The organism is Enterococcus sp. 6D12_DIV0197 (genome assembly GCF_002174385.1).
Classification (GTDB): Bacteria; Bacillota; Bacilli; order Lactobacillales; family Enterococcaceae; genus Enterococcus_D; species Enterococcus_D casseliflavus.
Genome location: NZ_NIBN01000001.1, coordinates 2,889,635 through 2,903,392 on the forward strand (window position 1 = coordinate 2,889,635; position 13,758 = coordinate 2,903,392).

General features: G+C 44.0%; 14 protein-coding genes. 12 read left to right on the plus strand and 2 right to left on the minus strand.

Features of this window, described 5'->3' with window-relative positions:
- Window positions 1-27: 27 nt before the first annotated feature.
- Entirely contained in the window at window positions 28-792 is a 765-nt protein-coding gene (gene map / locus A5867_RS13545) for a type I methionyl aminopeptidase (protein WP_005228863.1), read from the minus strand.
- A 176-nt stretch (window positions 793-968) separates the two neighbouring features.
- Here map and A5867_RS13550 point away from each other — a divergent pair, with 176 nt between their 5' ends.
- Window positions 969-1,415 carry a flavodoxin gene (locus A5867_RS13550; RefSeq protein WP_015510148.1) on the plus strand — a complete coding sequence of 149 codons (447 nt, stop codon included), beginning with the start codon at window positions 969-971 and terminating at the stop codon, window positions 1,413-1,415.
- Between the two features lie 55 nt (window positions 1,416-1,470).
- Here A5867_RS13550 and A5867_RS13555 read toward each other — a convergent pair whose 3' ends face one another.
- Window positions 1,471-2,046 (minus strand): TetR/AcrR family transcriptional regulator, encoded by a 576-nt coding sequence (locus A5867_RS13555; protein ID WP_005228861.1) that lies wholly within the window; start codon window positions 2,044-2,046, stop codon window positions 1,471-1,473.
- Between the two features lie 231 nt (window positions 2,047-2,277).
- Between A5867_RS13555 and A5867_RS13560 the strand changes: the two genes are divergently transcribed.
- The 11 genes from A5867_RS13560 (at window position 2,278) to vanS (ending at window position 13,736) form a co-directional block, all read left to right on the plus strand.
- Window positions 2,278-3,513 carry an aminopeptidase gene (locus tag A5867_RS13560; protein ID WP_015510149.1) on the plus strand — a complete coding sequence of 412 codons (1,236 nt, stop codon included), beginning with the start codon at window positions 2,278-2,280 and terminating at the stop codon, window positions 3,511-3,513.
- Between the two features lie 143 nt (window positions 3,514-3,656).
- The gene (locus tag A5867_RS13565; RefSeq protein WP_015510150.1) at window positions 3,657-4,304 is read left to right on the plus strand and encodes a metal-dependent transcriptional regulator; all 648 of its coding nucleotides are present in this window, start codon (window positions 3,657-3,659) and stop codon (window positions 4,302-4,304) included.
- A 9-nt stretch (window positions 4,305-4,313) separates the two neighbouring features.
- Window positions 4,314-5,840: a glucose-6-phosphate dehydrogenase gene (gene zwf / locus A5867_RS13570; RefSeq protein ID WP_015510151.1), complete on the plus strand. Its 1,527-nt coding sequence runs from the start codon at window positions 4,314-4,316 to the stop codon at window positions 5,838-5,840.
- 103 nt (window positions 5,841-5,943) lie between these two features.
- Window positions 5,944-6,732: a bifunctional hydroxymethylpyrimidine kinase/phosphomethylpyrimidine kinase gene (locus A5867_RS13575; RefSeq protein WP_005237263.1), complete on the plus strand. Its 789-nt coding sequence runs from the start codon at window positions 5,944-5,946 to the stop codon at window positions 6,730-6,732.
- A complete protein-coding gene (locus A5867_RS13580) occupies window positions 6,729-7,208 on the plus strand; it encodes an ECF transporter S component (RefSeq protein WP_015510153.1) in 480 nt (159 codons plus the stop codon). The genes A5867_RS13575 and A5867_RS13580 overlap by 4 nt, the downstream gene beginning before the upstream one ends.
- A 5-nt stretch (window positions 7,209-7,213) precedes the next feature.
- On the plus strand, window positions 7,214-7,762 hold the full coding sequence (locus A5867_RS13585; RefSeq protein ID WP_015510154.1) for a TIGR01440 family protein: 549 nt from the start codon (window positions 7,214-7,216) through the stop codon (window positions 7,760-7,762).
- A 339-nt stretch (window positions 7,763-8,101) separates the two neighbouring features.
- Window positions 8,102-9,154 carry a D-alanine--D-serine ligase VanC gene (vanC, locus tag A5867_RS13590; protein WP_074933485.1) on the plus strand — a complete coding sequence of 351 codons (1,053 nt, stop codon included), beginning with the start codon at window positions 8,102-8,104 and terminating at the stop codon, window positions 9,152-9,154.
- Entirely contained in the window at window positions 9,151-9,723 is a 573-nt protein-coding gene (gene vanXY / locus A5867_RS13595) for a D,D-carboxypeptidase/D,D-dipeptidase VanXY (RefSeq protein ID WP_087627814.1), read from the plus strand. Before vanC ends, vanXY begins: the two co-directional genes overlap by 4 nt.
- Window positions 9,720-11,822, plus strand: a complete 2,103-nt coding sequence (gene vanT, locus A5867_RS13600; protein ID WP_087627815.1) for a membrane-bound serine racemase VanT — start codon at window positions 9,720-9,722, stop codon at window positions 11,820-11,822. Before vanXY ends, vanT begins: the two co-directional genes overlap by 4 nt.
- Window positions 11,823-11,920: 98 nt before the next feature.
- Window positions 11,921-12,616, plus strand: a complete 696-nt coding sequence (gene vanR-C / locus A5867_RS13605) for a vancomycin resistance response regulator transcription factor VanR-C (protein WP_005228837.1) — start codon at window positions 11,921-11,923, stop codon at window positions 12,614-12,616.
- A complete protein-coding gene (gene vanS / locus A5867_RS13610) occupies window positions 12,606-13,736 on the plus strand; it encodes a vancomycin resistance histidine kinase VanS (RefSeq protein WP_349290009.1) in 1,131 nt (376 codons plus the stop codon). The genes vanR-C and vanS overlap by 11 nt, the downstream gene beginning before the upstream one ends.
- Window positions 13,737-13,758: the final 22 nt, after the last annotated feature.

The following is a 13,758-nucleotide window of genomic DNA, read 5'->3' on the forward strand; positions in this document are numbered from 1 at the left end:
CAATCAGAAGTCTCCTACCGCCAAAATTTAGTAGGTTCCTTCTTCTCCTTGAGAAGTCAAAATGCGTGGCCCTTCTTTGGTGATCGCCAAACTATGTTCGTATTGGCAACTTAAGCCACCATCTAGAGTATAGGCGGTCCAGCCGTTAGGATCCATTTTCATTTTCCACGTCCCTGTATTGATCATAGGTTCGATGGTAATAACCATTCCTTCTTTTAAACGCAACCCTTTGCCGGCTTCTCCGTAGTGAGGAATCATCGGACTTTCATGGATCGTTGGACCAATGCCGTGTCCAACGAAATCGCGCACGACACCGTAGCCTTCTTTTTCCGCATAGGTTTGAATGGCATGACCGATGTCACCGATTCGGTTGCCAACTTGGGCTTGTTCGATTCCTAGATACAACGCTTTTTTGGTTACTTCCATTAAACGATCGATCTCAGGCGTCGAGTTTCCTACCACATAACTCCAGCAAGAATCAGAAATGGCGCCTTTTAAATCAATACACATATCAACTTTGATCAGATCGCCATCTTTCAATGGTTTTTTTCGGGGGAACCCGTGACAAATCTCATCGTTGATACTGCAGCAAGTGGCATATTTGTAATCTTCAAAACCAATTTGGGCGGCAATTCCGCCATGGCTTTCAATATAATCTCTGACAAACACTTCGATATCCCAACTGGTGATACCAGGTTTGATGAAGCTGCGTAATTGTTTGTGGACATCTGCTAACAGCGCGCCGGATTCGGCCATGCGGTCTATTTCTCTGGCAGATTTTAATGTAATCATGTTCTCGTCTCCCTTAATTAAATTCCTCTTATTTTACCATAGAAATCCCTTATTTTACAAAATTCACAGACATTGTAAAGAGTTTTTCAAGTTTTGTTTTCAATCTTTCGTGCATTTGCTATAATCTGTAAGAGAGTTTTCCTTGAGAATAGGAATGAGATTGGAGGAAAAAGCCCATGGCTTTAGCAAAAATCGTCTATGCGAGTATGACGGGGAATACGGAAGAAATTGCAGATATCGTTTCTGAAGCCCTTGAAAATCTTGACATGGAAGTTGAAATGAATGAGTGTACCCAAGTGGATGCCGATGAGTTTGAAGACGCCGATATCTGTATCGTCGCAACCTATACATACGGTGACGGTGAATTGCCTGATGAGATCGTCGATTTTTACGAAGATTTGCAAGAACTTGATTTAAGTGGCAAAATCTTTGGGGTCTGCGGCTCTGGCGATACGTTTTATGATGACTTTTGTAAGTCCGTCGATGACTTTGAAGCCGTCTTTAGTAAGACAGGTGCAACAAAAGGGGCAGATAGCGTCAAGGTCGACTTGGCTGCGGAAGAAGACGATATTCAAAACTTAGAAGCCTTTGCCAAAAAGCTAGCGGAAGCATTTGCAGAATAAAACAAGAAAACCTCTGACAAAATCACTTGATTCTGTCGGAGGTTTTCTTGTTTGCTTAATGATAACTGATATCGATGGGTGTTTCTCTTGCTAAAATATTATCGGTGGTTTCCGTCATCAGCTTAGCAATCTGATCTTCTGTGGGATGAATGATCCCCGAAGACATCAATGCCGCTAAGCCAGTAGCGACGATCCAGACACCAGTATGCAAGGACTGTAATTTCACGTCCGATAGATCTTGATACTTTGGTTCTTTTTTCACTGATTTCACAAAAAGGTCAAATGAAAACTGCTGCATGGAATCCCCACCACCATGCTCTTCTAAGTATAGCGCTCGGTATAATCGTTTTTCTTTATTTGCAAAGCCAATATAATTTAACGTTAAGTCAACGATGACATCTCCCCGTCTTTCAACTGGAAAAACTTCTGTCGCTAAGTAGTCGTAAATCTGATTAATCAATGCATTTTTTAAGTCATCCATATTTTTAAATTCTAAGTAGATCGGTTGCGTTGAACATTTCATCTTCGCTGCGATATTGCGTGCGGTAAAACGTGTAAATCCTTCGGTTGCGACAACTTCATAGGCAGCTTTTAAAATCTGGTCTCTAGTAATAGTTTTCTTTCTTGCCATAATTTTTTAATCTCCTTAATTCTGCTATACATCGCTTTCAGAAATACCTTTTACTTATTGTATCATGTTTTTTTAAGTTTGCAAAAAAACTTTTAAAATTATTGCCCCTAGTGTTTCCAGTTTTTCAATTTGAAGACCTCTGTTTTTTTGCTCTCTTTTTCGTTTGTTTTCAAAAATACTTAGTGCTATCATGAAGACAGTTATAATTTTAGAATAAATGGAGGAATTTTAATGGTTTTACCAAACTTTAATCAGAACCTTGAAAAATATGCCCAACTGATCACAGAAGTTGGTGTAAATGTCCAAAAAGGGCACACCATCGTCATCCAAATCGCCGTGGACCAAGCACCGTTAGCTCGACTATTGACAAAAAAAGCGTATGAGCTAGGCGCTGATGAAGTAATCGTTCAATGGACCGACGATGTGGTTCAAAAAGAATTTCTTGCGCATGCAGCTGAGGATCGTTTGTCTACGATCCCTCAACACAAAATTGATCAAACAGAAGATTGGGTCGAAAAAGGTGCGAGCCGCATCAGTGTCGTTTCTGCCAATCCCGATGCGTTAGCGGGCGTTGACTCAGATCGGGTCGCCGCTTTCCAAGCAGCTTCTGGTAAGGCGATGATGAAACTGCGTCAAGCAACACAAGCCAACAAAGTCAGCTGGACCGTTGTTGCTGCTGCAGGTCAAGATTGGGCACAAAAAGTGTTCCCTGATGCTTCCCCAGAAGAAGCACAAGACAAGCTATGGGATCAAATTTTCAAAACGACGCGTATCTACGAAGAAGATCCTGTTGCTGCTTGGAAAAAACATGATGAAACACTGCAAGTCAAGGCAGAAGAATTGAACAAAGAACAATTCAGCGCATTACACTATACAGCACCTGGTACCGATTTGATCATCGGCCTACCAAAAAATCACTTGTGGGAAGGTGCTGGCAGCTACAACACCCGCAATGAAAAATTCATGGCGAACATGCCGACAGAAGAAGTCTTTACTGCCCCAGATAATCGTCGCATCGATGGCTATATTTCAAGTACGAAACCATTGAGCTACGCAGGAACGATTATTTCTGGCATGAAATTCACCTTCAAAGACGGTAAAGTCGTGGACTTTTCTGCAGAACAAGGCGAAGAAGTGTTAGGCAAATTGCTAGCGATCGATGAAGGAGCGAAATCTTTAGGTGAAGTCGCTTTAGTCCCTGACCCTTCCCCTATCTCACAATCTGGCATCATCTTCTTCAATACGTTGTTTGATGAAAATGCCTCAAACCACTTGGCTTTAGGCTCTGCTTATGCCTTCAGCTTACAAGGCGGCACTGAGATGAGTGAAGAAGAACTGGCAGCGGCTGGTTTAAACCGCAGCCAAACCCACGTAGACTTCATGGTCGGCTCTGACCAAATGTCCATCGATGGCATCAAAGAAGATGGCACCACAGTTCCTGTCTTCCGCAATGGTGATTGGGCTTAATAAAAAAAGGCTGAGGTGGAGTAGCTCCCCTCGGTCTTCTTTTTACATAGAATATTGAGAACCGGCGGCTTTTTTCATAGTAATCAGCTGGCTTTTTTGATAAAATCTACTTTGATAGTCTTTGATAAGAGAGGATGGATCCGATGACACCAAATCGTGAAGATTATTTAAAGCTCATCTTAGAGCTTGGTGGTGACCAAAAGAAGATCAATAACAAACAAATCGTGTCAGGTCTGGACGTCTCAGCAGCTTCAGTAAGTGAAATGATTTCAAAATTATTAAAAGAAGGCTTAGTGGAACATTCACCTTATCAAGGGGTACAGTTGACTGAAACTGGTTTAGCTTCTGCAAGTGCCCTCATTCGTAAGCATCGTTTATGGGAAGTCTTTCTTGTGGAGCACCTGCATTATTCATGGAATGAAGTTCATGATGACGCAGAAGTTTTAGAACATGTCACCTCAGAAACGTTGGCGAGCCGCTTAGAAGCCTACCTTGATCATCCTCGGTATTGCCCACATGGGGGAATGATTCCTGAACAAGGAGAACTCATTCACGAAGGCGAAAAAAACACCATGAGTTCTTATCCGGTAGGAACCAAGATTCGTATCGCCCGTGTCCTTGACGAACGAGAACTGCTGGATTATCTCGTTTCGATCAAATTGAATATTCATGAAGAATACGAGATCATCGATGCGGCAGCATACGAGGGTCCGATTACGATCAAAAATGACACAAAAGAAATTGCTGTCAGCTACAAAGCCGCCAGCACGATTTTTGTCGATAAACTGTAAGGAGTGAAGATGATGGAAAAAAAGGTCCTTTTTACGATTTTTGGCGGTACGGGCGACCTTGCCCAACGCAAACTATATCCTTCTTTGTTTCGGTTGTACAAAAAAGGCGATTTGAAAGAAGATTTTGCAGTCATTGGTACTGCACGCCGTCCTTGGTCGGATGAACACTATCGTGAAGTGGTGATAGGTACAATCAAAGAGTTGAGTGACTCACAAGAACAAGCAGAGACATTTGCTTCTCATTTCTACTACCAATCACATGATGTAACAGATACGAGCCATTATGATTCATTAAAGGATTTGGCGGAAACCTTAGATCAGAAATACCATTTAGAAGGCAATCAGATTTTTTACTTAGCAATGTCCCCTAATTTCTTTGGGACGATCGTTTCTCACTTGAAATCCCAAGGAATGCTGGATACTGACGGCTACCATCGGGTGATCATCGAGAAACCGTTTGGAAGCGACTATAATTCAGCAAAAGAATTGAATGAAGAGATCAATCAAGTCTTTACGGAACAAGAAATCTACCGAATCGATCACTATTTAGGAAAAGAAATGATCCAAAATATTTCTGCGATTCGTTTTGCCAATAACATTTTTGAGTCAATGTGGAACAATCGTTACATTGACAATGTTCAGATCAATATCGCAGAAAACTTAGGCGTAGAAGAACGCGGCGGCTATTATGATAAGAGCGGTGCCTTGAAGGATATGGTCCAAAATCATATTCTGCAGATTCTTTCCTTATTAGCCATGGAACCGCCAGTGGCTTTTTCTGAAAAAGAATTACGGACAGAAAAAATCAAAGCCTTAAATGCGATCCGTATCTACTCCGAAGAAGAAGTGAAACAACACTTCGTACGTGGTCAATACGATAAGGGACAATTAGAAGACAAGAAATTTGTTGGCTACCGTGAAGAAGCCAATGTGGATGAAGAATCGGCAACGGAAACCTTCGTTGCTGGGAAATTTTTGATCGATAACTTCCGCTGGTCCGGCGTACCATTTTATGTACGCACTGGGAAACGGTTGACGGAAAAAGGCACTCGCATCAACATTGTCTTTAAACAAGTCCCAGTCAATGTCTTTAAGCAAGACCTGAATGAACAAAAGCAAATCGAGAGTTTGGCACCGAATGTGCTGACGATTTACATTCAACCGACGGAAGGCTTCTCTCTTTCCTTGAACGGAAAAGAAATTGGCCAAGGGTTTGAGACATTGCCAGTGAAGCTCGATTACCGAAATAGTACTGAAATCGTCGAAAACACCCCTGAAGCTTACGAAAAACTAATTCTAGATGCCTTGAACGGTGATGGCACTAACTTTACCCACTGGGATGAAGTTGCCCAATCTTGGCGCATCGTTGATGTGATCCGTCACGCTTGGGACCAAGAAACACCTGATTTTCCAAATTATGCCGCAGGAACGATGGGCCCCCAAGCAGCCTATGATCTCTTAGCTGCCGATGGCTTTGAATGGATCTGGCGTCCCGATGAATGGTATCGTGAGCGAGATTTACTAAATGAGAAATAAGCAAATGGTCAATTGGATGAGGAAAAAACATCCAATTGGCCGTTTTTCTTTTTTACCGACTGTTTATAATAGAAAGAAATGAGAAATGAAAGGAGCAGCAGACATGAAACAAGTCTTATCGATCGCCGGTCTCGACAGTTTGGCAGGTGGCGGCATGACGGCTGATTTGAAAACATTTGAGGAATTCGGGGTGTTTGGCCATGCCCTATTAACATGTGTGGTCGCCATCAAGGATGATCTTATGTTCCATGATCTCCCTGAGCCTGTGATCCAAGCACAACTGGATTCACTGCGTTCGGTCGTATCCCTAGATGCAATCAAAATCGGGCTGCTTCATCAAACCGCCATCATTGAATTGCTGCGAGATTTTTTACAAACATTTACCGGACCGATCGTGCTCGATCCCGTTCTCGCCTTCAAAGAAGGAGATACTGCCTTTAACCACTCCTATCAAGCAGGATTGATCTCATTGTTTCCTTACACAGCATTAGTGACACCTAATCTACTCGAAGCACAACACTTATCTGGACAAAGCATTACCTCTTTAGCAGAGATGAAAACGGCGGCAAAAAAAATCCATGCGCTGGGTGCCCCAAATGTTCTGATCAAAGGTGGCAGTCGACTAACTGGGGAAACAGCCTATGATGTTTTGTATCAAGAAGGACAATTTACCGTTTTTGAGGCAGAAAAAAGTACGCGAACCACAACCAACGGTGCTGGCTGTACCCTCTCATCAGCGATTGCCGCAATGCTTGCTAAAGGCACTTCGTTGGAAGCAGCTATCCAAACCGCAAAAGCATTTGTTTGGGCAGGGATTGAAGACGGTCTGCCTTTAGGTACCTCTGGCAACGTCAATCAGCTCGCCTATTTTAAAAAGGAGGAACACCTATGAAAGTAAGAAACCTAACGACGATCGCTATGCTGACGGCACTCACGTGTGCACTTTCTTTGACCTTTATCATTCCTGTTCCGCAAACGAAGGGCTTTGTGACCTTATGTGAAGCAGGGATCTATATCTCGGCCCTGTTGTTCGGACCTAGCGCCGGTGCCTTCGTCGGTGGAATGAGCGGCGGCATCATTGATTTTCTATCAGGTTACCCTGAATGGGCCTTCTTTTCCATCGTGATCCATGGTGTGCAAGGCTGGATCGTAGGTAGAATGAGCCATCGGCCACTAGCAGCCGTCATTGTCGGTAGCTTAATCATGATCGCCGGCTATGCAGCAGCAACGGTTTTGCTATTCGGTTTAGGCGCTGGGATCGCCTCGATCCCAAGTAATTTGATCCAAACGGTCTTTGGCAGCATCGTTGCTTTACCCCTGACGCATGCTTTGCGCCGCACGAAAAAGTTTTCTTTAAATGAAAGGTGATTCTTATGACAGATATCAATCAATTAAAAACGGATTTAACTACGATCGTTGAAGAAGTCATTACGACAGCGAACGTTGGTGAAAATGATCTTTTTGTCCTTGGTTGTTCAACAAGTGAAGTCGTGGGCGGCTTGATTGGCAAAAATTCCAGTCAAGAAGTAGGCATGGTTATCGTTGAAACACTACGAGCGATCTTGCGTCCCAAAAATATTCATTTAGCCGTTCAAGGCTGTGAACATCTCAATCGGGCTTTAGCTGTTGAGCGTGAAACGGCTCGACTATATCAATTAGAAGAAGTCGCAGTAGTGCCCCAGTTGCATGCAGGCGGTGCTTGCTCAGTTGCCGCTTTCCAGCTGTTCGATGAACCTATTGAAGTGGAGCACATAGTAGCAAAAGCTGGCATCGATATTGGCGACACAGCAATCGGCATGCATGTCAAACATGTTCAAATCCCGATCCGTCCCTCTATCAAGTCCCTCGGCGCTGCCCATGTCACAGCTCTGGGATCACGGCCCAAATATATTGGTGGTCCTCGTGCGCATTACGCACAATAAGCAAATCGTATAATAATCGAAAAGCCATCATCAAAAAGAAAAAGCATGCTTCGGCATGCTTTTTTTGTGTCAACGTTCCTGCTATTGCCTCCCCCTTTCCTTCAGAGTGCTCTTTTTTCACTATTTTTTCCATTCCATTTTATGGCAGCTTTTTCTACTTCAAAGGCAAGTTTCTTTCTGGTGTAAAAGGAGCGGCAGCTGTCGCTTTCCTTTTGTCATAAATTCGTCAGAATTTCATCACAAAAAGAAAAGAAAGATACCAGTAAGCCCGCAAATTTCTTTTTTCTTTCCTTGATAGACTGAATGTAGTAAGAATCGAAAAGCGGAAGGAAGAAAAACATGAAAAAAATCGCCATTATTTTTGGAGGCAATTCACCGGAATACACCGTTTCTTTAGCCTCAGCAACTAGCGCAATCGAAGCACTCCAATCATCTCCCTATGACTACGACCTCTCTTTGATCGGGATCGCCCCAGATGCTATGGATTGGTACTTGTATACAGGAGAGCTGGAAAACATCCGACAAGACACGTGGTTGTTGGATACGAAACATAAACAGAAAATCCAGCCGCTATTCGAAGGAAACGGCTTTTGGCTAAGTGAAGAGCAGCAAACGTTGGTACCTGATATTTTATTTCCCATTATGCATGGCAAATACGGGGAAGATGGCAGTATCCAAGGATTGTTTGAATTGATGAAACTACCTTATGTAGGTTGCGGGGTGGCAGGTTCTGCCTTATGTATGAACAAATGGCTGCTGCATCAAGCTGCAGCAGCCATTGGCGTACAAAGTGCTCCTACGATTCTCTTGACAAATCAAGCCAACCAGCAAGAACAAATCGAAGCTTTTATCCAGACCCATGGCTTCCCAGTTTTCTTTAAGCCTAATGAAGCGGGCTCTTCAAAAGGGATCACTAAAGTCACCTGCGTTGAAGAAATCGCTTCTGCCTTAAAAAAAGCCTTTACTTATTGTTCCGCAGTGCTCCTACAAAAAAATATTGCCGGTGTTGAGATCGGTTGCGGTATTTTGGGCAACGACTCTTTGACTGTCGGTGCTTGTGACGCCATTTCATTAGTAGACGGCTTTTTCGATTTTGAAGAAAAGTACCAGCTGATCAGCGCCAAAATCACCGTCCCTGCGCCATTGCCTGAAACGATTGAAACCAAGGTCAAAGAACAAGCTCAGCTGCTCTATCGTAGTCTTGGTCTTAAAGGTCTTGCTCGCATCGACTTTTTTGTCACGGATCAAGGAGAACTATACTTGAATGAAATCAATACTATGCCGGGCTTTACGAGTCACTCCCGTTATCCTGCCATGATGGCAGCGGTCGGCTTATCCTATCAAGAACTACTACAAAAACTGCTTGTCTTAGCAAAGGAGGAAGTCAAATGAATCCCTATCTACAGTTAGTTAGCAAAGAATTTCCGTTAGAAAAAAACCAAGAGCCGCCTCATTTAGTCCTTGCTGCCTTCAGCGAAGACGAGATTTACTTGCAGCCAGAAGCAGCCAAACAATGGAAACGGCTCGTCAAATCCTTAAAGCTTGAAGACGAGATCTGCTTGTTAGATGGCTACCGAACCGAAAAGCAGCAACGGTATTTATGGGAATATTCCTTGAAAGAAAATGGGCTAGCCTATACGAAACAATTTGTGGCGTTGCCCGGTTGCAGTGAACATCAGTTAGGCTTAGCGATCGATGTTGGTTTAAAGGGCAGCCAGGATGATTTGATCTGCCCACGATTTCGTGACAGCGCAGCCGCTGATTTATTTACCCAGGAAATGATGAACTATGGGTTTATTTTACGCTATCCCGCAGACAAACAGGAAATTACAGGGATTGGCTATGAACCGTGGCATTTTCGTTATGTTGGTCTGCCTCATAGTCAAATCATCGCCAGTCAACAGTGGACCTTGGAAGAATACCATCAATACCTTGAACAAACTGCGAGGCAGTTCGCATGAAGAAGAATCAAGGAATCGAGCAATTCCGGGTGATTTTGGCGATGATGGTGGTGGCGATCCACTGTCTGCCTCTTCACCGCTTATGGCCTGACGGTGATATCCTGATCACGTTGACGCTCTTCAGAATTGCAGTCCCCTTCTTTTTTATGATCAGCGGATATTACGTGTTCAGCGACTTAGCCACCCAAAACAGCTATCCTGCCAGACAGCGTGTCTGGCAGTTTATTAAAAAGCAGCTGCAAGTCTACCTCATAGCCACACTGCTCTTTTTGCCGCTTGCTTGGTACAGCGGCATGCTTGGGTTGAACATGCCGCTGGGCACCTTTATCCAAACATTGTTGGTCACTGGCATTCTTTACCATCTTTGGTATTTTCCTGCGATCATTACCGGCAGTCTACTAGTGATGGGCCTCTTGACACGGCTTTCTTTCAAGCAGGTGTTTTTCATTGCTGTCGGTTTGTATGTGGTTGGTTTAGGTGGGGACAGTTGGTCTGGCCTGGCTGCACAAACACCCATTACGCCAGTCTATTCACTGATTTTTCAACTATTGGATGGAACTCGCAACGGCATTTTTTTTGCTCCTTTGTTTTTGATCTTAGGGGTACTAGCCAGAAGATTTGCCAAGAAACCAGTTTCTCCCCATCGCTATAGTTATCTGCTGATCAGTCTGATTTGCTTGCTTTTGGAAAGTTACCTTTTGCATCACTTTACCACGCCGAAACATGACAGCATGTATGTTTTTTTGCCCTTCGTCCTGTTGTTTTTATTTCCGATCATCCAGCAATGGCAAGCACCCATAATCTGGAAACAAGCGGGTCGACTGTCCCTTTGGCTCTATTTACTCCATCCTTATACCATTGCAGTGACCCATTTTCTTAGTCAAAAGCTGCCCTTGCTGCGAAACAATCTGATCAATTTCTTCGTGGTCTTAGGACTGACCATTGGGGTGGTGCATGGTCTCTTTGCTTTGCAAAAGCTGTTCCCGTTTTCGAAAAAAACGCCGCCCAAATTGCAGCGAGCAGCCAAAGAATTTTCCGCCCCCGCTTTGTTGCACAACTTGCAGGAAATCAAGCGATTGATCCCAGCAACAACAAAAGTGATGGCGGTGGTTAAAGCGGATGCTTATGGTTGTGATGCGAAGACGGTCGCCAGTACCCTAGAAAGAGCCGGCGTTGATTTCTTTGCCGTTGCTACCCTTGAAGAAGCCATTGAATTACGGCGAGCTGGCATCAAAAGTCGCTTACTGATTTTAGGGTACACTTCTGCCCAACGTGCCAAAGAGCTGAAACATTATTCCTTGATTCAAACCATCGTTAGTGAGGCCCATGGGCATGCTTTAGCCCAAACAAGCATTCCGATCGAATGCCATTTAGCGGTAGATACTGGTATGCACCGCTTAGGCGTTGCACCTGATCTTGAGACAGTTACTGGACTTTACGCCTTGCCATCTCTCAAGATCACAGGCATTTTTTCCCATCTAGGCTCTTCAGATCAGCTGGATACGGCAAGTATCTTGCGGACACAAGCCCAAATCACTTGTTTTGATGATCTGTTGGCTGGCTTATCCGCTAGAAATATCGCCTATGGACTGACACATCTGCAAAGCAGCTACGGAATATTGAATTACCCAGAGAAACACTATGATTATGTACGTCCAGGTATTCTTCTAACTGGTTCATTGAGCGTCCCGAACGAACCAACGAAGCAGAAGATAAACGTACAGCCAATTTTGACACTCAAAGCCTTACTGGTAGACAAAAAAACAGTTGCCGCTGGTGAAGCGATCGGCTATGGATTAGGCACTGTTTTTGATCGACCAGCCACGATCGGGATCGTTAGCATCGGCTACTGCGACGGGGTTCCACGTGCCCTATCAAACCAAGGGTTCCAACTTTCTTATCAAGGTGCTTTACTCCCGCAGATTGGGTTGGTTTGTATGGATATGCTCTTGATCGATTTAACGGACTATCCAGAACTGGCGGTCGAAAGTTCGCTCGAAGTAATCAGCGATTGGACGACTACCGCTGATCAAGCACAAACCATTACCAATGAATTGATCAGCCGCCTAGGTTCCCGCATCACCTCTAGTTCAAAGTAGAAAACGAATGCATTCGCTTACCGATTACGGTATGATGGGTGTAGAGTAAATGGTAGTGTAAATGAAAAATGATCGTAGATAGTTGGAGTGAATCAAGGATGGCAGAAAAAATAATTGTTGTTGATGATGAAAAAGAAATCGCGGAGTTAGTCACGACGTTTCTAAGGAATGAAGGCTTCCAAGTAGAACCTTTTTATGATGGAACGAGCGCTTTGGCCTATCTTGAAAAAGAAACGGTCGACGTGGCGGTTTTAGATGTGATGCTGCCGGATATCGACGGCTTCCAGCTGTTGCAGCAAATTCGTAAGACCCACTTTTTCCCAGTACTGATGCTCACGGCAAAAGGGGAAGACTTGGATAAAATCACCGGTCTAAGCCTTGGGGCAGATGATTATGTGACCAAGCCCTTCAATCCTTTAGAAGTCGTTGCTCGGGTCAAAACGCAGCTGCGGCGATACCAGCGTTACAACCAGTCAGCGAATCCCCAGAAGATTGAAGAATACGAAAAGGAAGGTTTACTGTTGAAAATCAACAGCCACCAATGTTTTCTTTATGGCAAAGAGGTTTTCTTGACCCCCATCGAATTTAAAATCTTGCTTTACTTATTTGAACACCAAGGATCGGTCGTTGCCTCGGAAACCCTTTTTGAAGCAGTTTGGAAAGAAAAGTATTTAGACAACAATAACACAGTGATGGCACATATCGCCCGTTTGCGGGAAAAACTGAACGAACAACCCCGCAAACCGAAATTAATCAAAACCGTATGGGGGGTCGGCTATATCATTGAAAAATAGAAGTCCATTGATCCGCAAGCTGTTGACCCAATACTTTATCACCACGGGCATCTTGATGGCGATCTTGATCATCATTCCTTTCGCAGTACGCTTCGTTGCTGGAATGAGGGTCTGGTATGGCTATGAACCCATTTATCATATTTTACGACTTTTTGCTGACTATTGGCTTCTTTGCTTAGCCATCGGGGCCTTACTGATTTGGGTGAGCACAACGATTTATTATATGAGTAAAGCTATCAGTTATTTGAATGAAACGATCCAAGCCACAAACCAACTGATTGCCGAACCCACGAAGCGAATCGTTCTTTCCAGCAATATGATTGATGTGCAAGAAGAAATGAACCAGTTGCGGGAGAAAAACTTACAGGATCAACGAGCCGCCAAAGAAGCGGAACAACGAAAAAATGATTTGATCGTCTATCTCGCACATGATTTACGAACGCCTTTGACCAGTGTGATCGGCTATTTGACGCTTTTAGAAGAGGAACCGCAGCTTTCTACCGAACTACGCGCACGCTATACGAAGATCGCCTTGCAAAAAGCCCAACGGCTGGAACTATTGATCAGCGAATTTTTCGAAATCACCCGCTTTAATCTTACAACGATCGCCCTGCAAACTGAAACCACGGATTTGAGCTTGATGCTGGAACAATTGACGTTTGAATTTTTGCCGCTGTTAGAAGAAAAAAACCTCCATTGGCAACTTCAGCTACAGAAAAAAGTCTTTGCGACCGTTGATACGGAGAAAATGGAACGCGTTTTTGATAACTTGATCCGCAATGCCATCAATTATAGCTATCCTAACTCCCCTTTGCGATTAGCCATCAGCGAGTCTGATGATATCCTGATTCGTTTGACCAATCAAGGAAAAACGATCCCAGCTGAAAAGATCGGCTTGATTTTTGAGCCTTTCTACCGCATGGATGCTTCCCGAGCAACAGCGACGGGTGGGACGGGTCTTGGTTTGCCGATCGCCAAAGAAATCGTTGAAGCATTAGGTGGAAAGATTTGGGCGGAAAGCCGTGATGAAACCATCGTCTTTTCGATTCGCCTACCGAAGGCAGCAATGGAAAAAAATGAACAGCTGTCAAAGCCCCATCCATCTGAACCAACCGCTTAACAGGCAAACAACCTGAGCATTT

Bases quoted from the DNA above. Each gene is read 5' to 3' on its own strand.
- map (WP_005228863.1), bottom strand. From the start codon at position 792: ATGATTACATTAAAATCTGCCAGAGAAATAGACCGCATGGCCGAATCC.
- A5867_RS13550 (WP_015510148.1), top strand. From the start codon at position 969: ATGGCTTTAGCAAAAATCGTCTATGCGAGTATGACGGGGAATACGGAA.
- A5867_RS13555 (WP_005228861.1), bottom strand. From the start codon at position 2,046: ATGGCAAGAAAGAAAACTATTACTAGAGACCAGATTTTAAAAGCTGCC.
- A5867_RS13560 (WP_015510149.1), top strand. From the start codon at position 2,278: ATGGTTTTACCAAACTTTAATCAGAACCTTGAAAAATATGCCCAACTG.
- A5867_RS13565 (WP_015510150.1), top strand. From the start codon at position 3,657: ATGACACCAAATCGTGAAGATTATTTAAAGCTCATCTTAGAGCTTGGT.
- zwf (WP_015510151.1), top strand. From the start codon at position 4,314: ATGATGGAAAAAAAGGTCCTTTTTACGATTTTTGGCGGTACGGGCGAC.
- A5867_RS13575 (WP_005237263.1), top strand. From the start codon at position 5,944: ATGAAACAAGTCTTATCGATCGCCGGTCTCGACAGTTTGGCAGGTGGC.
- A5867_RS13580 (WP_015510153.1), top strand. From the start codon at position 6,729: ATGAAAGTAAGAAACCTAACGACGATCGCTATGCTGACGGCACTCACG.
- A5867_RS13585 (WP_015510154.1), top strand. From the start codon at position 7,214: ATGACAGATATCAATCAATTAAAAACGGATTTAACTACGATCGTTGAA.
- vanC (WP_074933485.1), top strand. From the start codon at position 8,102: ATGAAAAAAATCGCCATTATTTTTGGAGGCAATTCACCGGAATACACC.
- vanXY (WP_087627814.1), top strand. From the start codon at position 9,151: ATGAATCCCTATCTACAGTTAGTTAGCAAAGAATTTCCGTTAGAAAAA.
- vanT (WP_087627815.1), top strand. From the start codon at position 9,720: ATGAAGAAGAATCAAGGAATCGAGCAATTCCGGGTGATTTTGGCGATG.
- vanR-C (WP_005228837.1), top strand. From the start codon at position 11,921: ATGGCAGAAAAAATAATTGTTGTTGATGATGAAAAAGAAATCGCGGAG.